The 21,654-nt window shown below is 66.9% G+C and carries 22 protein-coding genes; all 22 read right to left on the reverse strand.

Annotation, left to right across the window (positions count from 1 at the left end):
* Nucleotides 1-5: 5 nt before the first annotated feature.
* Nucleotides 6-1,373 carry a bifunctional UDP-N-acetylglucosamine diphosphorylase/glucosamine-1-phosphate N-acetyltransferase GlmU gene (gene glmU / locus QWY76_RS08020; RefSeq protein WP_290310606.1) on the reverse strand — a complete coding sequence of 456 codons (1,368 nt, stop codon included), beginning with the start codon at nt 1,371-1,373 and terminating at the stop codon, nt 6-8.
* A 33-nt stretch (nt 1,374-1,406) separates the two neighbouring features.
* Nucleotides 1,407-2,525 carry an FAD:protein FMN transferase gene (locus QWY76_RS08025; RefSeq protein ID WP_290310607.1) on the reverse strand — a complete coding sequence of 373 codons (1,119 nt, stop codon included), beginning with the start codon at nt 2,523-2,525 and terminating at the stop codon, nt 1,407-1,409.
* Nucleotides 2,526-2,818: 293 nt separating this feature from the next.
* Complete coding sequence (locus tag QWY76_RS08030) at nt 2,819-3,616, reverse strand: undecaprenyl-diphosphate phosphatase (RefSeq protein ID WP_290310608.1); 798 nt, start codon at nt 3,614-3,616, stop codon at nt 2,819-2,821.
* A 198-nt stretch (nt 3,617-3,814) separates the two neighbouring features.
* Nucleotides 3,815-5,185, reverse strand: a complete 1,371-nt coding sequence (mgtE, locus tag QWY76_RS08035; protein ID WP_290310609.1) for a magnesium transporter — start codon at nt 5,183-5,185, stop codon at nt 3,815-3,817.
* 104 nt (nt 5,186-5,289) lie between these two features.
* Nucleotides 5,290-5,718 (reverse strand): F0F1 ATP synthase subunit epsilon, encoded by a 429-nt coding sequence (locus QWY76_RS08040; protein WP_290310610.1) that lies wholly within the window; start codon nt 5,716-5,718, stop codon nt 5,290-5,292.
* A gap of 24 nt (nt 5,719-5,742) precedes the next feature.
* Nucleotides 5,743-7,119: a F0F1 ATP synthase subunit beta gene (gene atpD, locus QWY76_RS08045; protein ID WP_290310612.1), complete on the reverse strand. Its 1,377-nt coding sequence runs from the start codon at nt 7,117-7,119 to the stop codon at nt 5,743-5,745.
* 65 nt (nt 7,120-7,184) lie between these two features.
* Entirely contained in the window at nt 7,185-8,066 is an 882-nt protein-coding gene (gene atpG / locus QWY76_RS08050) for a F0F1 ATP synthase subunit gamma (protein WP_290310613.1), read from the reverse strand.
* A 71-nt stretch (nt 8,067-8,137) separates the two neighbouring features.
* A complete protein-coding gene (atpA, locus tag QWY76_RS08055) occupies nt 8,138-9,682 on the reverse strand; it encodes a F0F1 ATP synthase subunit alpha (protein ID WP_290310614.1) in 1,545 nt (514 codons plus the stop codon).
* A gap of 16 nt (nt 9,683-9,698) precedes the next feature.
* Nucleotides 9,699-10,238 (reverse strand): F0F1 ATP synthase subunit delta, encoded by a 540-nt coding sequence (locus tag QWY76_RS08060; RefSeq protein WP_290310615.1) that lies wholly within the window; start codon nt 10,236-10,238, stop codon nt 9,699-9,701.
* A gap of 11 nt (nt 10,239-10,249) precedes the next feature.
* A complete protein-coding gene (locus QWY76_RS08065) occupies nt 10,250-10,720 on the reverse strand; it encodes a F0F1 ATP synthase subunit B (RefSeq protein ID WP_183383126.1) in 471 nt (156 codons plus the stop codon).
* A gap of 64 nt (nt 10,721-10,784) precedes the next feature.
* Nucleotides 10,785-11,033: a F0F1 ATP synthase subunit C gene (gene atpE / locus QWY76_RS08070; protein WP_126482095.1), complete on the reverse strand. Its 249-nt coding sequence runs from the start codon at nt 11,031-11,033 to the stop codon at nt 10,785-10,787.
* Nucleotides 11,034-11,098: 65 nt separating this feature from the next.
* Entirely contained in the window at nt 11,099-11,962 is an 864-nt protein-coding gene (atpB, locus tag QWY76_RS08075) for a F0F1 ATP synthase subunit A (RefSeq protein WP_290310616.1), read from the reverse strand.
* 14 nt (nt 11,963-11,976) lie between these two features.
* Nucleotides 11,977-12,363, reverse strand: a complete 387-nt coding sequence (locus QWY76_RS08080) for a F0F1 ATP synthase subunit I (protein WP_290310617.1) — start codon at nt 12,361-12,363, stop codon at nt 11,977-11,979.
* A 225-nt stretch (nt 12,364-12,588) separates the two neighbouring features.
* Nucleotides 12,589-13,512: a ParB/RepB/Spo0J family partition protein gene (locus tag QWY76_RS08085; RefSeq protein WP_290310619.1), complete on the reverse strand. Its 924-nt coding sequence runs from the start codon at nt 13,510-13,512 to the stop codon at nt 12,589-12,591.
* Nucleotides 13,513-13,552: 40 nt separating this feature from the next.
* Nucleotides 13,553-14,323 (reverse strand): ParA family protein, encoded by a 771-nt coding sequence (locus tag QWY76_RS08090; protein ID WP_290310620.1) that lies wholly within the window; start codon nt 14,321-14,323, stop codon nt 13,553-13,555.
* A gap of 28 nt (nt 14,324-14,351) precedes the next feature.
* Entirely contained in the window at nt 14,352-15,014 is a 663-nt protein-coding gene (gene rsmG / locus QWY76_RS08095; protein WP_290310621.1) for a 16S rRNA (guanine(527)-N(7))-methyltransferase RsmG, read from the reverse strand.
* The gene (mnmG, locus tag QWY76_RS08100) at nt 15,011-16,906 is read right to left on the reverse strand and encodes a tRNA uridine-5-carboxymethylaminomethyl(34) synthesis enzyme MnmG (RefSeq protein ID WP_290310622.1); all 1,896 of its coding nucleotides are present in this window, start codon (nt 16,904-16,906) and stop codon (nt 15,011-15,013) included. Before mnmG ends, rsmG begins: the two co-directional genes overlap by 4 nt.
* A gap of 536 nt (nt 16,907-17,442) precedes the next feature.
* Complete coding sequence (locus QWY76_RS08105; protein ID WP_290310623.1) at nt 17,443-18,216, reverse strand: amino acid ABC transporter ATP-binding protein; 774 nt, start codon at nt 18,214-18,216, stop codon at nt 17,443-17,445.
* A gap of 12 nt (nt 18,217-18,228) precedes the next feature.
* Nucleotides 18,229-18,900: an amino acid ABC transporter permease gene (locus QWY76_RS08110; RefSeq protein WP_290310624.1), complete on the reverse strand. Its 672-nt coding sequence runs from the start codon at nt 18,898-18,900 to the stop codon at nt 18,229-18,231.
* A gap of 111 nt (nt 18,901-19,011) precedes the next feature.
* Complete coding sequence (locus QWY76_RS08115; protein ID WP_290310625.1) at nt 19,012-19,779, reverse strand: transporter substrate-binding domain-containing protein; 768 nt, start codon at nt 19,777-19,779, stop codon at nt 19,012-19,014.
* A gap of 101 nt (nt 19,780-19,880) precedes the next feature.
* Nucleotides 19,881-20,234 (reverse strand): iron-sulfur cluster insertion protein ErpA, encoded by a 354-nt coding sequence (gene erpA / locus QWY76_RS08120; RefSeq protein ID WP_290310626.1) that lies wholly within the window; start codon nt 20,232-20,234, stop codon nt 19,881-19,883.
* 307 nt (nt 20,235-20,541) lie between these two features.
* Nucleotides 20,542-21,576: an N-acetyl-gamma-glutamyl-phosphate reductase gene (gene argC / locus QWY76_RS08125; RefSeq protein WP_290310627.1), complete on the reverse strand. Its 1,035-nt coding sequence runs from the start codon at nt 21,574-21,576 to the stop codon at nt 20,542-20,544.
* Nucleotides 21,577-21,654: the final 78 nt, after the last annotated feature.

The raw sequence follows: 21,654 nt of genomic DNA on the forward strand, positions 1-21,654 counted from the left end.
TCTCCTCAGTAGTCCTTGTGCTTGACCGGTCGCTGCCACTCGTCCTTGGTCACCAGCCGCGCCCGGCTCACCGCCAGGGCGTTGTCGGCCACGTCGCGGCTCAGGGTCGAGCCGGCCCCCACGGTGGCGCCCTTGCCGACGCTGACCGGGGCCACCAGGGCGGTGTTGGAGCCGATGAAGGCGCCGTCGCCGATCTCGGTGTGGTGCTTGTTGGCGCCGTCGTAGTTGCAGGTGATGGTGCCGGCACCGACGTTGACGTCGCGCCCCAGCCGGGCATCGCCCACATAGCTCAGGTGGTTGATCTTGCTGCCCTCGCCGACCTCGGCGTTCTTGGTCTCGACGAAGTTGCCGACCCGCGCCCCCACCGCCAGCCGCGAGCCGGGGCGCAGCCGGGCGAAGGGCCCGATGCGGTTATGGCCGGCGGCCACGGCGCCCTCGATGACGCTGTGCGGTTCGACCACGGTCTCGGCACCGATGTGGCTGTCGCGAATCACGCAATGCGGCCCGATGCGCACCCCCTCGCCGAGTTCCACCTCGCCCTCGAACACGCAGCCGACATCGATCTCGACGTCGTGCCCGCAGGTCAGGGTGCCCCGCACATCCAGTCGCGAGGGGTCCGGCAGGGCCACGCCTTGCGCCATCAGCGCCTCGGCGATGTCCGCCTGGTGGGCGCGCTCGAGACGGGCCATCTGGGCGCGGTTGTTGACGCCCTCGACCTCCAGGGGACGCGCCGGCTGGGCGGTGGCGATCTTCACGCCCTCGGCGGCGGCCATGGCGATGATATCGGTGAGGTAGTACTCGCCCTGGGCATTGTCGGCGGACAGCCGGGGCAACCAGCGACGCAGCTGGGCGGCGGTCATGGCCATGATGCCGGTGTTGCATTCGCGGATCGTCCGCTCGGCCTCGGAGGCATCCTTGTGCTCGACGATGGCCACCGCCTCGCCGGCCGCGTTGCGCAGGATGCGCCCGTAGCCGTTGGGTTCCTCGAGGGTCACGGTGAGCAGGCCCAGGTGCTGTTCGTCGACGGCCTGGATCAGCTCGCGCAGGGTCTCGCGGCGGGTCAGCGGCACATCGCCGTAGAGCACCAGCACCTTGCCGTCGCCGAGGGCATCGAGGGTCTGGGCCACGGCGTGACCGGTGCCCTTCTGCTCGGCCTGCAGGGCGAAGCGCAGGCGACAGTCGGCCAGGGCCTCGCGCACGTGCTCGGCGCCATGGCCGACCACCACATGGGTCCGCTCGGCCTCCAGCCCCCGGGCCGTATCGATCACGTGACGCACCATGGGCTTGCCCGCCAGCCGGTGCAGCACCTTGGGCAGGGTCGAACGCATCCGGGTGCCCTGCCCGGCCGCCAGTATCACCACGTCGAGGCTCATCCTGACTCCTTGTCGATCACTCGTTGAATCGCATCATTCTAGTGCTTCCGGGCCCTCGGCTGCCACGTCGCCGGCCGCCCCGTCGGCCACCTCGATGCCCAGCTCCGCGAGCCTGTCGCGGCCGAAGCGCGCCGCGAAGGCCGGGCTGGCCAGGCTCTCCCAGCCGTCGCCGGCCGCGTTGCGCACCAGCACCAGCACGGCCAGGCCGTGCTCCCGGGCCACGGCCAGGCCCTCGTCCTCGCCGAGCACCGACATGGCGGTGGCCCAGGCGTCGGCCCGGGCGTTGCAGGCATCCACCACCGTCACCGAGGCCAGGCGATGCTGGATCGGGCGGCCGGTGCGCGGATCGATGGTATGCGAGTAGCGACGCCCGTCTGCCTCGAAGTAATGGCGGTAGTCGCCGGAGGTGGCCACCGAGGCGGCCTCCAGCGGCAGCACGTGCTTGGCCTGGGGCCGGCCGTCGCGGGGAATCTCGACGCCGATGCGCCAGGGTTCGGCCTCGCCGTCGCGGTGGCCGGCCACCTCGAGTTCGCCGCCGATGTTGACCAGGTAGTTGTCGATGCCCTGCGCCGCCAGATAGTCCGCCACCCGGTCGGTGGCATGTCCCTTGGCCACCCCGGAGAGGTCGACGAAGACATCCTTCAGGCGGCGTGCGCGCCGCTGGTCCGCATCGACCTCCAGGGTATCCATGCCGACCTCGGCGAGCCGCTCGGCGATCAGCGTGTCTTGCGGCACCTCCCGGGGCCGCGCCTCGGGGCCGAAGCTCCACAGGTTGACCAGCCCGCCCACGGTGACATCGAAGGCGCCGCCGCTGGCCTCGCCGACCCGATGGGCGAGCGACAGCACCTCGATCAGCGGCGCGGAGAGTGTCTGCCACTCGCCCACCGGCGCCTGGTTGAAGGCCACCAGCTCGGCATCGTCGCGGTAGGTGGACATCGAGGCGTCCACCGCCTCGAGCTCGGCGAGGATGCCGGCCTCGAGGGCATCGCGACGCTCGGCGGTGATCGGCTCGGCGATGGTCACCTGGTAGAAGGTGGCGAAGATATCACCCTCGAGGGTGACCGGCGTCTCCAGCGTCCGCTCCGAGCAGCCGGCCAGCAGCACGGCCAGCAGCAGCGTCAGGAAGGCGTGGCGATGGGAAGAGAGTGACATGACGGGACTCCGGGTAACGCTCATGACTGGCCAGTGGGCAGGATGAGCGCCGGGGACAAGGCGAAGCGAGGGTCTTTTGACCATGGGCGAGGCGGAAAGTGAAGAACATCCAGTGGATGTTCTTCCCGCCGAGCGGGTTGGCCACGGACGGCCAACCCAGGCCCTGCAAGCGGCGCAGGAGGCTTGAGCGCCGCAGGGCAAAAGTAGCGCCCATGGATGGGTTTACAGCGCCCTCGCCAAGCTTGCCGCCGGGAAAGCTCATCTCCCCCGAGCCTGGCTCGATGAATGTGCTCTCAGCCGAACAGCCAGATCAGGGCGCCCCCGAGGATGAGTCGATAGACCACGAAGGGCTGCATGCCGATCCGCTTGATGAACACCAGGAAGAAGTGGATGCACAGATAGGCGCTGATGCCGGACAGCAGCGTGCCCGCCGCCAGGTCGAGCCAGGCGATCGGGACCGGCGATTCGGCGAGGCTCAGCGCCTCGAGCCCGCCGGCCAGCACGATCACCGGGATCGACAGCAGGAAGGAGAAACGCGCCGCGGCCTCGCGGTTCAGGCCCAGCAGCAGCGCCGCGGTCATGGTGATGCCCGACCGCGAGGTCCCGGGGATCAGCGCCATGGCCTGGGCCAGACCGATCCACAGGGCATCGCGCCAGTGCATGCGATACTCGTTGCGCGCCCCGCGATGCCGCCAGTCGGCGAAGCCGAGCAGCAGGCCGAAGACGATCAGCCCGCCGGCGAGCACCAGCGGCGAGCGCATCACCACCTCGATGCTGTCCTTGAAGGCGAGCCCGACCAGGCCCACCGGCACGGTCGCCAGGATCACCCACCAGGCCAGGCGGGCATCCTCGTCGGTGCCGCGTCCCGCCACACTGCGCCCCCAACTGCCGACCATGGTGACCAGTTCGTGGCGGAAGTACAGCACCACCGCGGCGAGGCTGCCCAGGTGCAGGGCCACGTCGAAGGCCAGGCCCTGGTCGGACCAGTCGGTCAATACCGGCAGCAGGATCAGATGGGCGGAACTGGAAATCGGCAGGAACTCGGTGAGTCCCTGGATCAGGGAGAGCAGGACAATCTGTAACCAATCCATGGAAGTATCCTGTGTGACGCTGGGAAACGGCTTTCGGGCGAAGCAAGAATACACGCTCGGGGCCCCGCTGTCCGCCCGCTGACGACGGACGATGGCCATCACCATGGGCACCGCTGAGCGGTGCCGGGGACGACTCGAAGGATCGCCGAGAACCCCGTCGACGGGGCGGCCCCGAGCACCGTTGCCGGCGATATCCCTCTAGCCGGCGGACAGGATCAGGGTGGCGAGACTGAAGTAGATCAGTACGCCCGAGGCGTCGATCAGGGTGGTCACCAGCGGCGCCGAGGCGGTGGCCGGGTCCCAGCCCAGGCGGTCGAGCACGAAGGGCAGGCACATGCCGAGCAGGCTGCCGAACAGCACGATGGCAATCATGCTCACCGCCACCACCAGGGCCACCGCCTCGCCGGCACGGATCACCCCGATCGGCGCCACGGCCAGGGCCATGGTCAGGCCCAGCGAGCCGGCCACCAGCAGCTCGCGCCCCAGCAGCTTGCCCCAGTCCTTGACGCCGACGTCGCCGGTGGCCATGCCGCGCACCATCAGGGTGGCGGCCTGGGCACCGGCATTGCCGCCGCTGCCGATCAGCAGCGGCAGGAAGAACACCAGCGCCACCTGGGCGGCGATGGTGTCCTCGAAGTAGGCGATGCCGGCGCCGGAGAACAGATTGCCGAACACCAGCAGTACCAGCCAGGTGACCCGCTTGCGGTACAGGCTGGCCAGCGGTACCCGCCCGACGCCATCCTCCAGCTGGCCGATGGACATCCCCTTGTGGATATCCTCGGTGGCCTCGGACTCCACCACGTCCATGGCATCGTCGTGGGTGACGATGCCGACCAGGCGCCTGGCCTCGTCGACCACCGGCACGGCCAGCAGGTCATAGCGGGCGACGATCCGCGCCACCTCCTCCTGGGAGGTGTCCACCGTGGTATGAATGACGTCGCGGATCATCAGCTCGTCGACCCGGGCCCCGGGCCGCGCCACCATCAGCTGGCGCAGCGACATGGTCCCCGCCAGCCGGCCCTCGGGATCGATCACGTACAGCTGGTAGACGGTCTCGGCATCCGGCGCCGTCTGGCGCACCCGCATCATCGCCCGGGACACCGTCATGCCGGCGGGGATCGCCACATAGTCGGAGGTCATCAGCGCCCCAGCGGTGCCCTCCTCGTAGCTGGCCAGGCGCTTGAGGTCCTCGCGTTCCTGGCGTGCCATGCGCCGCAGCAGGGCCTCGCGACGGTCCTCGCCGAGCACCTTGAACAGGTCGGTACGCTCGTCGGCGCCCATCTCCTCCAGTACCGCCAGCAAGACGTCATCACCCATCGCCTCGGCGATGACGAGCTGCTCCTCGGCATGAAGGTGGCCGACCACGCTGGCCCGCCGCTCCAGGGGCAGGCAATCCAGCAGGGCGCGCCCGCGCAGCACATCGTCGTCCTCCAGCAGCTCCTGAAGGATCTCGGCGATATCGGCGGAGCGCAGCTCGGGCAACTGGGCATCGAGACGCGCGCGGTCGTCCGCCTCCAGGGCGGCCAGCAGGGCGGTCTTGTGCGGGATCAGGGCATCATCGAGTGGCATCGGACGCGTCCTTGCGATGCCCGGACGGGCAGGCAACGGCAACGAAAGCGCCCCCCGACACGAGTCCGGGGGGCGCGATCGTCAAACATGGCAGGAGCCCTGGATCAGCTCCGGCCCACCTTGCGGCGCAGCTGCTGGATGGTGCGCAGCTGGGCCATGGCCTCGGCCAGCTCGGCCGCGGCACGGGTGTAGTCCATCTCCGCGGACTTCTCGTCCATCGCCTTGAGCGCCTGCTGGCGAGCCTCCTCGGCGGCGGCCTCGTCGAGGTCATCGGCGCGCACGGCCGTATCGGCCAGCACGGTGACCACGTCGGGCTGCACCTCGAGGAAGCCGCCCGAGACGTAGAAGTGATCCTCGTCACCTCCCCCCAGGACGATGCGGACCGGACCGGGGGCCAGCTCGGTGAGCAGCGGCGTGTGACCGGCCAGGATCCCGAGATCCCCCATGCGCCCGGTCGCCACGACCTGCTCGGCGGTACCGGAGAAGATCGACGCCTCGGCGCTGACGATCTCGCAATTGAAGCTTTTCGTCATGATGACGTCTCCCAGGTGGAGGGATTACTTCATCTGGCTGGCTTTCTCGACGGCCTCGTCGATGGTGCCGACCATGTAGAAGGCCTGCTCCGGCAGCTCGTCGAACTCGCCGTCGAGGATGCCCTGGAAACCACGGATGGTCTCCTTCAGCGACACGTACTTGCCGGGAGAGCCGGTGAAGACCTCGGCGACGAAGAACGGCTGCGACAGGAAGCGCTGGATCTTGCGCGCCCGGGAGACGGCCAGCTTGTCGTCGTCGGACAGCTCGTCCATGCCCAGGATGGCGATGATGTCCTTGAGCTCCTTGTAGCGCTGCAGCACGCCCTGCACACCGCGGGCGGTGTTGTAGTGCTCGTCGCCGACGACCAGCGGATCCAGCTGACGCGAGGTGGAGTCCAGCGGGTCGATGGCCGGGTAGATGCCCAGCTCGGCGATGGAGCGCGCCAGTACCACGGTGGCGTCCAGGTGCGAGAAGGTGGTCGCCGGGGACGGGTCGGTCAGGTCGTCCGCGGGCACGTACACCGCCTGCACGGAGGTGATGGAGCCGGTCTTGGTGGAGGTGATGCGCTCCTGCAGGACGCCCATCTCCTCGGCCAGGGTCGGCTGATAGCCCACCGCGGAAGGCATGCGGCCCAGCAGCGCCGAGACCTCGGTACCGGCCAGGGTGTAGCGGTAGATGTTGTCGACGAACAGCAGCACATCGCGGCCTTCATCGCGGAACTTCTCGGCGATGGTCAGGCCGGTCAGGGCCACGCGCAGGCGGTTGCCGGGGGGCTCGTTCATCTGGCCGTAGACCAGCGACACCTTGTCGAGAACGTTGGACTCCTCCATCTCGTGGTAGAAGTCGTTGCCCTCACGGGTCCGCTCGCCGACACCGGCGAACACGGAGTAGCCGCTGTGCTCGGTGGCGATGTTGCGGATCAGCTCCATCATGTTGACGGTCTTGCCGACACCGGCACCGCCGAACAGGCCGACCTTGCCGCCCTTGGCGAAGGGGCAGACCAGGTCGATGACCTTGATGCCGGTCTCCAGCAGCTCGCTGGTGGCCGCCTGGTCGGCATAGCCCGGTGCCTTGCGGTGGATCGGCATGCGCTCTTCTTCGCCGATCTCGCCCGCCTCGTCGATGGGCTCGCCCAGCACGTTCATGATGCGGCCCAGGGTCGCCTTGCCCACCGGCACGGAGATGGCCGCGCCGGTGTTGGCGACGTCCATGCCGCGCTTGAGGCCCTCGGTGGAGCCCATGGCGATGGTGCGCACCACGCCGTCGCCCAGCTGCTGCTGGACCTCGAGAACGGTCTCCTTGTCGGAGACCTTCAGCGCGTCGTAGACCTTGGGAACATCGTCCCGCGGAAACTCTACGTCAATCACCGCGCCGATGATTTGTACGATACGTCCGCTCATCTTGGTTCCTCTCAAATACCTGCAAATGAAACCTGCTTGCCGGGAGGGTCACGCCCTCCCCCGGGCTATACGGCGGCGGCGCCACCGACGATCTCGGAGATTTCCTGGGTGATGGCCGCCTGACGGGCCTTGTTGTACACCAGCTCCAGGTCGTCGATCAGATTGCCGGCGTTGTCGGTGGCACTCTTCATCGCGATCATGCGCGCGGCCTGCTCGCAGGCCACGTTCTCGACCACCGCCTGATAGACCTGCGCCTCGACGAAACGCACGAGCAGGCTATCCAATAGCTCCTTGGCATCCGGCTCATACAGGTAGTCCCAGCTACCGGGACGCTTGTGTTCTTCGATCGGCGCATCGTTGCCCATCTCGGGAGACAGGGGCAGCAGCTGACGGACCACCGGCTTCTGGGTCATGGTGTTGACGAACTCGTTGAACACCACGTAGAGGCGGTCCAGCTTGCCCTCGTCGTACGCATCCAGCATCACCTTCACGCTGCCGATCAGGTCGTCCTGCGACGGGGCCTCGCCCAGGCCACTCTTGGCCGCGACCAGGCTGCCGCCGTACTTGCGGAAGAAGGTGGTGGCCTTGCTGCCCAGCGCGCAGAAGTCGAGTTCCGCGCCGCTGTCGCGCCAGGCCTTGGCCTCCCGGACGACGGACTTGAACAGGTTGACGTTCAAGCCGCCACACAGGCCGCGGTCACTGGATACCACGATGTAGCCGACCCGCTTGACCTCGCGTTCCTCCATCCACGGATGCTTGTACTCCGGGTTGGCATCGGCGATGTGGCCCACGACGTTGCGGATCTGCTTGGCGTAGGGCTGGCTGGCCTTCATCCGGTCCTGCGCCTTGCGCATCTTCGACGCAGCGACCATCTCCATGGCACTGGTGATCTTCTGCGTGTTCTTGATGCTGCCGATCTGGGTGCGTATCTCTTTTGCAGCTGCCATAGCGATCTACCTTTGTTCGTGGCCTCAGAAAGCTCCAGGGCCCGCCCCCTGGCGGAAACGGGCCGACGGGATTACCAGCTCTGAGTCGCCTTGAACTTGTCGAGACCTTCCTTCAGGCCATTCTTGATCTCGTCGCTGTAGTCGCCGGTCTGGTTGACCTTGTCGAGCAGTTCGGCGTACTCGGACTTCATGAAGTCCTGCAGGGCACGCTCGAAGTCCAGCACCTTCTTGACGTCGACGTCCTCCAGGTAGCCCTCGTTGGCGGCATACAGGGAGACGGCCATCTCGGCCACGGACATCGGCGAGTACTGGTGCTGCTTCATCAGCTCGGTGACGCGCTGACCGTGCTCGAGCTGCTTGCGGGTGGCCTCGTCCAGGTCGGAGGCGAACTGGGCGAAGGCCGCCAGTTCGCGGTACTGGGCCAGGGCCAGGCGCACGCTGCCGCCGAGCTTCTTGATGACCTTGGTCTGGGCCGAACCACCGACACGGGACACCGAGAGGCCGGCGTTGATGGCCGGACGGATGCCCGAGTTGAACAGGTCGGTCTCGAGGAAGATCTGGCCGTCGGTGATGGAGATCACGTTGGTCGGCACGAAGGCGGAGACGTCGCCGCCCTGGGTCTCGATGATCGGCAGTGCGGTCAGCGAGCCGGTCTTGCCCTTCACCTCGCCATTGGTGAACTTCTCGACGTAGTCGGCGTTCACGCGAGCGGCACGCTCGAGCAGGCGGGAGTGGAGGTAGAAGACGTCACCCGGGAAGGCCTCGCGGCCCGGCGGACGACGCAGCAGCAGGGAGACCTGACGATAGGCCACGGCCTGCTTGGACAGGTCGTCGTAGACGATCAGGGCGTCTTCGCCGCGGTCGCGGAAGTACTCGCCCATGGTGCAGCCGGAGTAGGCGGCGAGGAACTGCATCGGGGCCGGGTCGGCGGCGCCGGCGGCGACCACGATGGTGTGTTCCATGGCGCCGTGCTCTTCGAGCTTGCGCACCACGTTGGCAATCGTCGACTGCTTCTGGCCGATGGCCACGTAGACGCAGGTGACGTCCTTGCCCTTCTGGTTGATGATCGCGTCGATGGCGATGGCGGACTTGCCGATCTGGCGGTCGCCGATGATCAGCTCACGCTGGCCGCGGCCGATCGGCACCATGGCGTCGATGGACTTGAAGCCGGTCTGGATCGGCTGGTCGACGGACTGGCGGGTGATGACGCCGGGGGCGACCTTCTCCACCGCATCGGTCATCTTGGCGTTGATGTCGCCCTTGCCGTCGATGGGGTTGCCCAGGGCGTCGACCACGCGGCCGCGCAGCTCGGGGCCCACCGGCACTTCGAGGATGCGGCCGGTGCACTGGGCGGTCATGCCCTCTTCGAGCTGCAGGTAGTCGCCCAGCACCACGGCGCCGACGTTGTCGCGCTCGAGGTTGAGCGTCATGCCGAAGATGCCGCCGGGGAACTCGATCATCTCGCCGAACATCGCGTCGGCGAGGCCGTGGATCTGCACGATACCGTCAGACACGCTGACGATGGTGCCCTGGTTACGGGCTTCGGATGCGACATCCAGCTTCTCGATACGCTGCTTGATGATGTCGCTGATCTCGGAAGGATTCAGTTGCTGCATGCCATGTCCCTCAGACTCAGGCGGAAAGGGCCTCGTGGAGGCGGTTCAGTCGACCGCGGACCGACCCGTCGATGACGGTGTCGCCGGCGCGCAGGATGACGCCCCCCAGGAGGGTGGAATCCACCTGAGTGGTAATGGAGATTTCGCGGTTCAGACGCTTGGCCAGCGCGCTCGCCAGCTTGTCCTGCTGCCCGTCGTCCAGCGGGAAGGCGGAGACGATGTTCACGTCCATGCGCTTCTCCTGCTGGGCCTTGAGCAGTTCGAATTGCTCGGCGATGGCAGGCAGGGCCGCCAGGCGCCCCTTCTGGCCGATCAGGCGCAGGAAGTTGCGGACGCCGTCATCGACGGCGTCGCCGCAGATGTCGACGAGGGCATCCGCCTTCTGCGCGCTGGTCAGGCGCGGATTGCTCAGCACCCGGCGGCGCATGTCGTCGTCGGCGACGACCTGCGCCACGGTGGCGAGCATGCCGGACCAGTCGGTGAGCGCCTTGTTCTCAACGGCGTGTTCGAAGGCCGCCTTGGCGTAGGGGCGAGCGACGGTTGACAGTTCCGCCATGGGTCACCTCCTCAGAGCTCTTCGGCGAGTTTGTCAACGAGCTTGCCGTGCTGCTTCTCGTCGATGGCGGACTCCAGGATGCGCTCCGCGGCCACGACGGCGAGCCGCGACACCTGGCTGCGCAGTTCATCCTTCGCGCGGTTGATTTCCTGCTCAATCTCGGACTTGGCCTGCGTGATCATGCGCTCGCCTTCCTGGCGGGCCTGCTCACGCGCCTCGTCGATCATCTGGTTGGACCGCTTGTGGGCCTGCTCCAGGATTTCGGCCGCCTGCTCCTTGCTCTCGCGCAGCGTCTCGTTGGCCTGCTCTTCGGCCAGTTCGAGATCGCGTGAAGCACGGCTCGCAGCATCCAGGCCATCGGCGATCTTCTTCTGACGTTCCTGCAGGGCTTGCATGACCGGCGGCCAGACAAACCTCATGCAGAACCAGACGAAGAACGCAAAGGCGATAGCCTGGCCGATCAGGGTTAGGTTCAGGTTCACGCCAGCACCTCTCGCGTCACAGGTTTGGGGTTAACGTCACGACGGGTCTTGCGACCGTCGCGGTTTAACCGACAAACGGGTTGGCGAAGGTGAAGAACAGCGCGATACCCACACCGATCATGGTCACGGCGTCCAGCAGGCCGGCGACGATGAACATCTTGACCTGCAGCATCGGGATCATTTCCGGCTGACGCGCGGCGCCTTCCAGGAACTTGCCGCCCAGCAGACCGAAGCCGATGGCGGTGCCCAGTGCACCCAGGCCGATCAGCAGGGACACGGCGATGGCGGTCATACCCAGAACTTGTGCTTCCATGGTGGTCTCTCCAGTTTTCGTTTAGTGGTTAATGGTTAAGGGTGAGTGGGTTAAGGGTTGAGCGGTCAGTGCTTTTCCACCGCCATGGCGAGATAGACGATGGTCAGCATCATGAAGATGAAGGCCTGCAGGGTGATGACCAGGATGTGGAACACCGCCCAGGGGAAATGCAGCGGCAGCTGCCACAGCCCGATCATGGCGATCAGGATGAAGATCAGCTCGCCGGCGTAGAGGTTGCCGAACAGACGCAGACCGAGCGAGATCGGCTTGGCGATCAGGGTCACGGTCTCGAGCAGGAAGTTGACCGGCACGAACAGCGCCTGGACCAGCTTGTTCGGCGAATTGAACGGGTGCAGGGTCAGCTCACCGATGAAGCCCGAGAAGCCCTTCTCGCGGATGGTATAGAAGATGATCAGGGCGAAGACCGACAGCGACATGCCGAGGGTGGCGTTGACGTCGGTGGTCGGCACGACCTTGAAGTAGACGTGGGCGGGGTCGGCCCCGAACATGGCGCCGACCTTCTGCGCCAGCATGGGCAGGACGTCCACCGGCACCAGGTCCATGAGGTTCATCAGGAACACCCAGCAGAAGATCGTCAGCGATAGCGGCGCGATCAGCTTGCTCTTGCCGTGGAAGGTGTCCTTGACCGAGTTGTCGACGAACTCGACCATCAGCTCGACGAAGTTCTGCACGCCACCGGGAATGCCGGTGGTGGCGCGCTGGGCCACCTGGCGGAACAGCAGCATGAACACCAGGCCGAGACCGATCGACCAGCCCAGGGTGTCGAGGTGGATGGCCCAGAAGCCCATCTCGGCGGCCTCGTCGGCCGAATGGGCGATGCTCCAGCCGTGCTCCGGATGATTCCCGAAGGTCAGGTTCTGCAGGTGGTGCTTGATGTACTCCGTCGGAGTCGGGTTGTTGCCTGCCATGATCTGCCTCGATTTCAGGTGTGTGACGGTCGCCCAAGGAGCCAGGGACCCAGCCAGTGGACGAACAGCGTCACCACGTAAGCGCCAAAGAAGAAAGCGGGGTTTGAGGGGGGCACTGTGACGAACACCAGGGTGAACAGAGCCGCCGTCAAACCGAACTTCCCGGCTTCCGCGCGATAGAAGCCGTTGACGATTTTCCTGGAATACCGAGCCCCCTGATAGCGGAAGACTCGCCAGGCGAAATAGGCATTGGGCAGGAAGGCCACCATCCCCCCCAGCAGCGCCGACAGGGCGACGGGGCCACCGCCGGAGGCCGCGCCGAGCGCCGTCGCGAGACAGACCACGGCGAGTTGCACCAGGAGCAGTCGTCGGACGCTGGGACGCTTGATGCTGGCTGCCATGGGGTCTCCGTGAACTCTGCCGATGCTTGGCGTCCCGCCTGTCTCGAGACCCGCCGTCTCAACCAACGGCGGGTCCGGCGCGATTATAGGGAAGCCCCTTCAAGGCTTCAACCGATCACGGGCCGATTTCGCGCGATATCGCGCCAGCTTACGACTAAAAGTCGAGAAAAGATCCGCGATGTTGTTTAGCCCGCTAATCGCTTTCGCGTCGCTCGAGCGGTTCGCTCAGCGGATGTGTTCGAGGATGCCGTCCAGCTCGTCGAGGCTGGCGTAGCGAATGGTCACGCGCCCCTTGCCGCCGCGGCCATGCTGGATCTTCACCGGGGCACCGAGCAGGTCGGCCAGGCGTGTCTCCAGGCGAGCCACGTCCGGGCTCGGCGACGGGGTCTCGGCCTTCTTCGCCTCCCCGCTGCTCAGCTGCTTCACCAGCGCCTCGGTGGCCCGCACGGTGAGATCCTTGTTGACCACCTCGTGGGCGGCCTTGCGCTGCTTGGCCCCGGACAGCGCCAACAGGGCCCGGGCATGGCCCATGTCCAGGTCGCCGCGCTCGAGCAGGGTCTGCACCTCGGGATCGAGGGCCAGCAGGCGCAGCAGGTTGGCGACCTGGGCCCGGGAACGGCCCACGGCATCGGCGGCCTGCTGCTGGGTCAGCTCGAACTCGTCGAGCAGCCGCTTCAGCGCCATGGCCTCCTCGATGGGATTGAGGTTCTCGCGCTGGATGTTCTCGATCAGGGCGAGCGCCAGGGCGACCTCGTCGCTGACCTCGCGCACCACCGCGGGGATGACGTCGAGCTCGGCCAGCTGGGCGGCCCGCCAGCGCCGCTCGCCGGCGATGATCTCGTAGCGCTGCTCCCCGGTCGGCCGTACCACGATGGGCTGCATGACCCCCTGGGCGCGAATCGAGTCGGCCAGTTCCTCGAGGGCCTCGGGCTGGATGTCCCGACGGGGCTGGTACTTGCCGCGGGACAGCTGGCCCAGCGGCAGGCGCTCGAGGCGTTCCTCGACGCCGGCGACCTCGGGGTCCGCGCCGTTCAGCTCGCCGTCCTGCAGCGTGGCGTCGAGCTCGGGCAGGTCCAGGCTTTCGCGGCGACGGGCGTTGGCGCCGATCAGGGCATCCAGGCCGCGTCCCAGGGCGCGTTTACGCGTCATCGACAATCCCTCATCACTAAGAGCGGAATAGGTGCTCGGGTTACAGCGACAGTCGGCGGATCAGTTCCTTGGCCAGTACCCGGTGGGCCTGGCTACCCCGCGAGAAGCGGGCGTACTTGGTCACCGGCAGGCCGTGGCTGGGGGCCTCGGCGACCCGCACGTTGCGCGGGATGGTGGTCTTGAGCAGGGCATCGCCGAAGTAGTCGCGCAGCTGCTTGCTGACATCCCGGGTCAGGCTGTTGCGGGAATCGAACATGGTGCGCAGGATGCCGAACATCTCGAGGCGCGGGTTCACGCTGTCCTTGATCTGCTCCACGGTGTCGAGCAGCGCCGAGAGCCCCTCCAGGGCATAGAACTCGCACTGCAGGGGGATCAGCACGCCGTCCGCCGCGGTCAATCCGTTGACGGTCAGCATGTTGAGCGACGGCGGGCAGTCGATCAGCACCACGTCATACTCATCGGCCACCTCGGACAGGGCCTTGACCAGGCTCTGCTCGCGCCCCTCGTCACGATCCAGCAGCTCCACCTCGGCGGCGGTCAGGTCGCCGTTGCCGGGCAGCAGGGCATAGCCCGCCTCGGCGCAGTCGAGGATGACCTCGCTGGAGCGGCGCTCGCCGAGCACCACGTCGAGCACGCTGCCATCCAGCTCGTGCTTGTCGACGCCGCTGCCCATGGTGGCATGGCCCTGGGGATCCAGGTCGACCAGCAGCACGCGACGGTCCAGCGCCGCCAGGCTGGCGGCCAGGTTGACGGCGGTGGTGGTCTTGCCCACGCCCCCCTTCTGGTTGGTCAAGGCGATGATCTTGGTCACGGCGACTTCCTTGCGAGTGACGGACGCCTCAGGGGCGGCCCTGGATGGTATGAGTGCGCTCGAGGATCACGAGCCGGCGGCTGCCGGCCTCGAAGGGCACCGCGAGCTCGTGGCAGGCGACCGGCACCACGTCGTCGGGTAACCCGCCCAGTTCATCTTCCACGGCAGGCCCCTTCATGGCCAGCCATTGCCCGTCCACGCTCGGCAACGATTCGCTCAACGCCACGAAGTCCTGGAGGCTGGCGAAGGCCCGGGAGATCACCTGGTCGAAGCCTCCCGCGGGCGGCGCGAAAGCCTCGACCCGAGCCTGCACCGGGGTGACGTTAGTCAGCCCCAGCTCCATCACCGCCTGGCGCTGGAAGCGGACCTTCTTGCCATTGCTGTCGAGCAGCGTCACGCGCAGCTCGGGGGCCAGGATCGCCAGCACCAGGCCCGGCAGGCCGGGGCCGGCACCGACATCGAGGACCGTCGGCCCGCTGACGAAGGGCAGCACGGCGGCGCTGTCGAGGAGGTGCTTGGTGACCATCTCCTCGGGATCGCGTACCGCGGTGAGGTTATAGGCGCGATTCCACTTGTGCAACAGCCCCACCAGGGCCAGCAGCCGGTCGCGGCGGGGCTGGTCCACGCGCAGGCCGAGTTCGTCCAGCCCGCCTTCCAGGCGGTGCTCGAGTCGCGGGTCGTCGATCGTCATCCGTTGGCCACCCGGCTGTCATCGAGCAGGCGACGCTTCTTGAGGTGGATCAGCAGGATCGAGACGGCCGCCGGGGTGACGCCGGAGATCCGCGAGGCCTGGGCCAGGGTCTCCGGCCGGGCCTCGGTGAGCTTCTGGCGGATCTCGTGGGACAGCCCCTCGACCCGGGCATAGTCCAGGTCCTCGGGCAGTCGCGTGGCCTCGTGACGCTTGAGCTTGTCGATCTCGTCCTGCTGCCGGTCGATGTAGCCCTGGTACTTGGCCTGGATCTGCACCTGCTCGGCGACCCGCTCGTCCGTCACCGGCTCGCCGCGCAGGTCCGCCACGTCGGCGTAGCCGAGCTCCGGGCGCTTGAGCAGGTCCATCAGGCTGTACTCGCGGGGCAGCGGCTTGCCGGTCTTGGCGGCGACCCGCGCCGCGGCCTCGCTGCCGGGCTGCACCCAGCTGGCCTTGAGGCGGGCGCTCTCGCGCTCGATGGCCTCGCGCTTGGTGCTGAAGTCGCACCAGCGCGCCTCGTCCACCAGGCCGAGCTCGCGACCGGCCTCGGTCAGGCGCAGGTCGGCGTTGTCCTCGCGCAGCAGCAGGCGATATTCCGCCCGGGAGGTGAACATCCGGTAGGGCTCCCTGGTGCCCAGGGTGATCAGGTCGTCCACCAGCACGCCCAGGTAGGCCTCGTCGCGCCGCGGCCACCAGGCGTCCAGGCCCCGGGCACGGCGTGCCGCGTTGAGCCCGGCCAGCAGCCCCTGGGCACCGGCCTCCTCGTACCCGGTGGTGCCGTTGATCTGTCCGGCGAAATACAGGTTGTGGATGAATTTCGTCTCCAGGGAGTGCTTCAGGTCCCGCGGATCGAAGAAATCGTACTCGATGGCATAGCCGGGCCGGGTGATATGGGCGTTTTCCAGTCCGCGGATCGAGCGTACCACCCGCAGCTGGACGTCGAAGGGCAGCGAGGTGGAGATGCCATTGGGATAGAGCTCGTGGGTGTCCAGTCCCTCGGGTTCGATGAAGATCTGGTGGCTGGCCTTGTCGGCGAAGCGGTGCACCTTGTCCTCGATCGACGGGCAATAGCGCGGCCCCACGCCTTCGATGGTGCCCGAGAACATCGGCGAGCGATCCAGGTTGGCGTGGATGATCTCGTGGCTGCGCTCGTTGGTGTGGGCGATGTGGCAGCTGACCTGGCGCGGGTGCATGTCGCGGTTGCCGAGGTAGGACATCACCGGGGTGGGGCTGTCGCCGGGCTGCTCCTCGAGCACCGAGAAATCCACGCTCTTGGCGTCCAGTCGCGGCGGCGTGCCGGTCTTCAGGCGATCGACCCGGAACGGCAGGGCCCGCAGTCGCTCGGCCAGCGCATTGGAGGGCGGGTCGCCGGCCCGGCCGCCGCGACTGTGATCGAGGCCGATGTGGATAACCCCGCCGAGGAAGGTACCTGTGCACAACACCACGCTCTCGCCGAGGAAGCGCACCCCGGTCTCGGTGACCACGCCGCGTACCGTGTCGCCGTCGACGATCAGGTCGCCCGCGGCCTGCTGGAAGAGCGTCAGGTTGGGCTGGTTCTCCAGCATGCCGCGGATCGCCGCCTTGTAGCGGACCCGATCGGCCTGGGCGCGGGTCGCGCGCACCGCAGGCCCCTTGCGGGCGTTGAGCACCCGGAACTGGATGCCACCCAGGTCGGTGGCCAGGCCCATGGCCCCGCCGAGGGCATCGATCTCCTTGACCAGATGGCTCTTGCCGATCCCGCCGATGGCGGGATTGCAGGACATCTGTCCCAGGGTCTCGATGTTGTGGCTGAGCAGCAGGGTCCGGCAGCCCATGCGGGCCGAGGCCAGGGCGGCTTCGGTCCCCGCATGACCGCCACCGATGACGATGACGTCGAAGCGGTCGGGGTACTCCAAGGTTCACCTCGTTCGGCGCGCCCGCGCCGATATTGCGAATCGGGGGTATGAAATCAGCCAGCCAGTATAACCCTCCTGTGGGTAATCGTCAGGGTTTTCCACACCCGGAAGTCCGAGCCGGCGTCATCCCGAGACCCCATTAGACAAATACATAGAATAAGAAAGAGAAGTTCTGTTGTTGTAGTGACTATTGGTGTGGATACTTTCCGTGGATAAGCCGTTTTATTCTATTTACAACAACAGCTTGAATTGTTGACCAAGACAAGGAAAAGCGGCGTGCCGCCTGCGGAGGAGATGTTCGGGAGCTGTGGACGAAAGGCCGGGTTGCCCACAGGCGTGGCGAGTCACCGCTTGTCCACCGCCGCCTACCGCGCTTGTCACCGTGGCTGTGAACAACTGCCGTGGTTCATCCCCAGCCCCGGCAGCATGGGCGCTGGGGACGGATTGCCCCGTCCCGGCCGGCGATCTTGTCCACAGGCCAAAAAAAGGCCCTGTCGGGGTCGACAGGGCCTTTGTGCCGGGCGCGAGGCGTGACCTCAGTGCTTCAACACCCGGGCCAGGAAGTTCCGGGTGGCTTCCTCCCGGGGCGAATCGAAGATCGTCTCGGGGGGGCCCTCCTCGGCGATTTCCCCCTTGTGGATATAGATCACCCGGTCGGCGACCTCCCGGGCGAAGCCCATCTCGTGGGTCACGATCATCATGGTCATGCCCTCGTTGGCGAGCTCGCGCATGGCATCCAGGACCTCGCCGATCATCTCCGGGTCCAGCGCCGAGGTGGGCTCGTCGAAGAGCATCAGCCGGGGCTCCATGGCCAGGGCCCGGGCCAGGGCCACCCGCTGCTGCTGGCCGCCGGACAGCTGGCCGGGATACTTGGCGGCCTGGTCGCTGATGTCGACCCGCTCGAGCAGCCGCTCGGCGATCTCGGTGGCATCGGCCCGACTCCAGCCGCGGACCTTCATGGGGGCCAGGGTGACGTTGTCGAGCACGCTGAGGTGGGGGAAGAGGTTGAACTGCTGGAACACCATGCCCACTTCGGTGCGGATCTTCTGCAGCGCCTTGGTGGCCTTGCCGTGCGGCAGCAGGGGTTTGCCGTCCACCTCCAGGCTGCCCTGCTGGAACTCCTCGAGGCCATTGATGCAGCGAATCAGGGTGGACTTGCCCGAGCCGCTGGCGCCGATGATCACCACCACCTCGCCGGGGGTGACCTCGAGGTCGATGTCCTTGAGGACGTGCAGGCTGCCGAAGTGCTTGTTGACCTTGTCCAGGCGCACGATGGGCTCGCCGCCGGAGGTGGACGTCTCTTGGTTCATGTCTCGCATTCCTTATTGTCCGACCAGGCCCTTGCGCTCCAGGAAGCGCAGCGCCACCGACAGCGACAGGGTGATCACCAGGTAGAGCATGGCGACCATCAGGTACACCTCCAGGGCATTGAAGGTGGTGGCGATGTAGACCTGGCCCTGGCGGACCAGCTCGCCGACACCGATGACCGAGAACAGCGAGGTGTCCTTGATGCTGATGATGCCCTGGTTGCCCAGCGGCGGGATCATGCGACGGAAGGCCTGGGGCCAGATGATGTAGCGGAAGGTCTGGCGCCGGGACAACCCCAGGGACAGGCCGGCCTCGCGCTGGCCGCGCTCGATGGACTGCACGCCGCCGCGGACGATCTCCGAGATATAGGCCCCGGAGTTCACCGCGATCGCCGCGATGCCGGCGACCAGGGCGTTGATGGGGCCGCCGAGCAGCTGCGGCAGGCCGTAGAAGATGAACAGCACCTGCACCAGGACCGGGGTGCCGCGGAAGATCTCGATATAGGCCACGGCCGGCCAGCGCAACCAGGAGAGCGGGCTGATGCGCAGCAGGCCGAAGACGATGCCGATGATGAAACCGATGGCCAGCCCGCCGAAGGAGATCAGCAGGGTGTAGGGGATACCCGTCAGCAGGTGCGGGATGGAGGCGAAGGCCGCCTGCCAGTCGAATTGGAAGGTGACGTCCAAGAGGGATCTCCGTCAGGGTGCGTCATGCAGAAGCGGTGCCGCGACGCCGGGGTCGCAACGCAACGGGGCCGGGTCTTGGGACCCGACCCCGTCATCAGGCGAGCGTCAGCGTCATTCGCCGCTGGGGCTGCCGAACCACTTGGCGTGGATCTCGTCGTAGGTGCCGTCTTCCTTCATGGCCGCCAGGGCCTCGTTGACGGGCTCCACCCACTCGCTGCCCTGGACGAAGACGATGCCGTACTGCTGGCCCTCGTAGAGCGGCCCGACGACCTTGGTGCGGCCCTCGCCGCGGGTCTGGGAGAAGTAGCCGACGTTCGGGGCATCGTAGAAGACCGCATCGACGCTGCCGCCGAGCAGTGCCATGTACATGTCGCTCGAGCCCGGATAGGGGGTGATGTCGGCGGACTCGCCGAGGTTCTCCTCCAGGTAGTCGTAGCTGGTGGAACCGATCTTGGTGCCGATCTTCTTGCCTTCCAGGTCCTCGACGGTCTCGACGCTGTCGTCGTTGGCGCCGACCAGGATGCGCAGGCCGCTGTCGTAGTAGGGATCGGAGAAGTCGACGATCTCGGCGCGCTCGTCGGTGATGGTGATACCGGCGATGGCGATGTCGACGTTGCCGGTCTGCACGGCGGGGATGATGCCGTTGAAGTCCATGGTGCGCAGGTTGTAGTCGAAACCGGCGCGTTCGGCGAGTTCGGCGATGATGTCCATGTCGAAGCCGACCATCTCGCCGGTTTCCTGGTCCATCATCTCGAAGGGCACGAAGCTCGGGTCGGTAACGACATCGAGCACATGGTTGTCGGCGCCGGCGGTGGCAGTCAGGCCCAGGGTCAGGCCCAGACAGGAAGCCAGCGAGGCCGCCTTCAGGTGACGTGTCATGTGACTCTCCATGGAAGATTTGTTGTGGAGTACCTAATCAACCATGGCGAGTCGTGGGGAAAGCGTCAAGTGCCGCAAAGCGGTCGACTCAACGCTAAGTATCAGACCATAAAGGAGGCGCCACAGCCGCAGGTGGTGGTGGCATTGGGGTTCTGGATCAGGAAGCGGGCGCCGGCCAGGCCTTCCTCGTAGTCGACGGTGGAGCCGACCAGGTACTGGTAGGACAGCGGGTCGACCACCAGCGCCACCTCGCCGAACTCGACCAGGGTGTCGTCCTCGGCGATGTCATCGGCGAAGTCGAAGCCGTACTGGAAGCCCGAGCAGCCGCCGCCGGTCACGTAGACCCGCAGCTTGAGGCGGGGGTTGCCCTCCTCCTCGATCAGCGCATGGAGCCGCGCCTTGGCGCTGTCGGACAGCAGCAAGGGGGTGGGAACGAAGGATGCGGCACCGCTCATGGGTGACCTCCCCGGAATCGGTGAATGTCGTGCAGGACGACGATTATCCACAACCCCCAGCAAAAGGGTCAACTATTGATGAGGCAGCCTCAGGGCTATCGCAGTTAGCGTTGCCGCTCGGGGCTGATCCGTCGACAGGTCTAGGAGGGGGCGCTGTGAACCCCTCCCTGGGCGCTACCGACGCCATCCTTGGCGTAGGACCCCCTCTACGACCTGTCCCCGGTGCCCCTCGCTACTCAACTGCAGGCGGCCTACCCCCGGCGCTCCTCGCAATGTGCCACTCTGATCGCCCTCCGTTCTCTTGCTGTCAGGGCATCATCGCCGGGGCGTCGAGGCCGGCGTGCTCGTCGAGGCCGAACATCAGGTTGAGGTTGTGCACGGCCTGCCCGGAGGCGCCCTTGACCAGGTTGTCGATCACCGCGAGCACCACCACGGTGTCGCCGTCGCCGGGGCGATGCACGGCCAGGCGGCAGACGTTGGCACCCTTGACGCTGCGCGTCTCGGGATGGCTGCCGGCCGGCATCACGTCGACGAAGGGCTCGTCGGCGAAGCGCCGCTCGAACAGCGCCTGCAGGTCGCCCGGCTCGCCGCTGAGGCGCCCGTAGAGGGTGGCGTGGATGCCGCGGATCATCGGCGTCAGGTGGGGCACGAAGGTCAGGCCCACCGGGCCGCCGGCGGCATCGCCCAGGCCCTGGCGGATCTCGGGCAGGTGGCGGTGCCCGGAGGCGCCGTAGGCCTTCATCGACTCGCTGGCCTCGGCCAGCAGCGAGGGCACCTTGGCCCCGCGACCGGCGCCGGTGACACCGGACTTGCAGTCGGCGATCAGGTGCTCGACGTCGATCAGCCCGGCTTCCAGCAGCGGCAACAGGCCGAGTTGCACCGCGGTGGGATAGCAGCCGGGCACGGCGATCAACCGGGCCTTTCGGATGCGCTCGCGATTGACCTCGGGCAGGCCGTAGACGGCGCCGTCGAGCAATTCGGGGGCACCGTGGGGCTGGCCGTACCAGTGCTCCCATTCGACGGCATCGCGCAGGCGGAAGTCCGCCGAGAGATCGATCACCCGGGTGCCGCGCTCGAGCAGCTCGCCGGCCAGGGCATGGGCCACGCCATGGGGGGTAGCGAAGAAGACGGCATCGCAGGCCGCCAGCCGAGCGGGATCCGGTTCGCTGAAGCGCAGCTCGTCGTAGTGGCCGCGCAGGTTGGGGTAGAGCTCGCTGACGCCGAGGCCGGCCTCGCTGCGCGAGGTGATGGCCTCGATGCGCACCTCGGGGTGGCGGGCCAGCAGCCTGAGCAGTTCGACACCGGTGTAACCGGTGCCGCCGACGATTCCGACCTTGATCACGATGGACACCTCGTTGTGGGACGCTGGGACCTCTGTGACTGGATATGATACACAAGAGAGGCGTGTTCCACCCACCGC

Origin of the sequence: Halomonas maura (assembly GCF_030409305.1) — a bacterium.
Lineage (GTDB): Bacteria > Pseudomonadota > Gammaproteobacteria > Pseudomonadales > Halomonadaceae > Halomonas > Halomonas maura.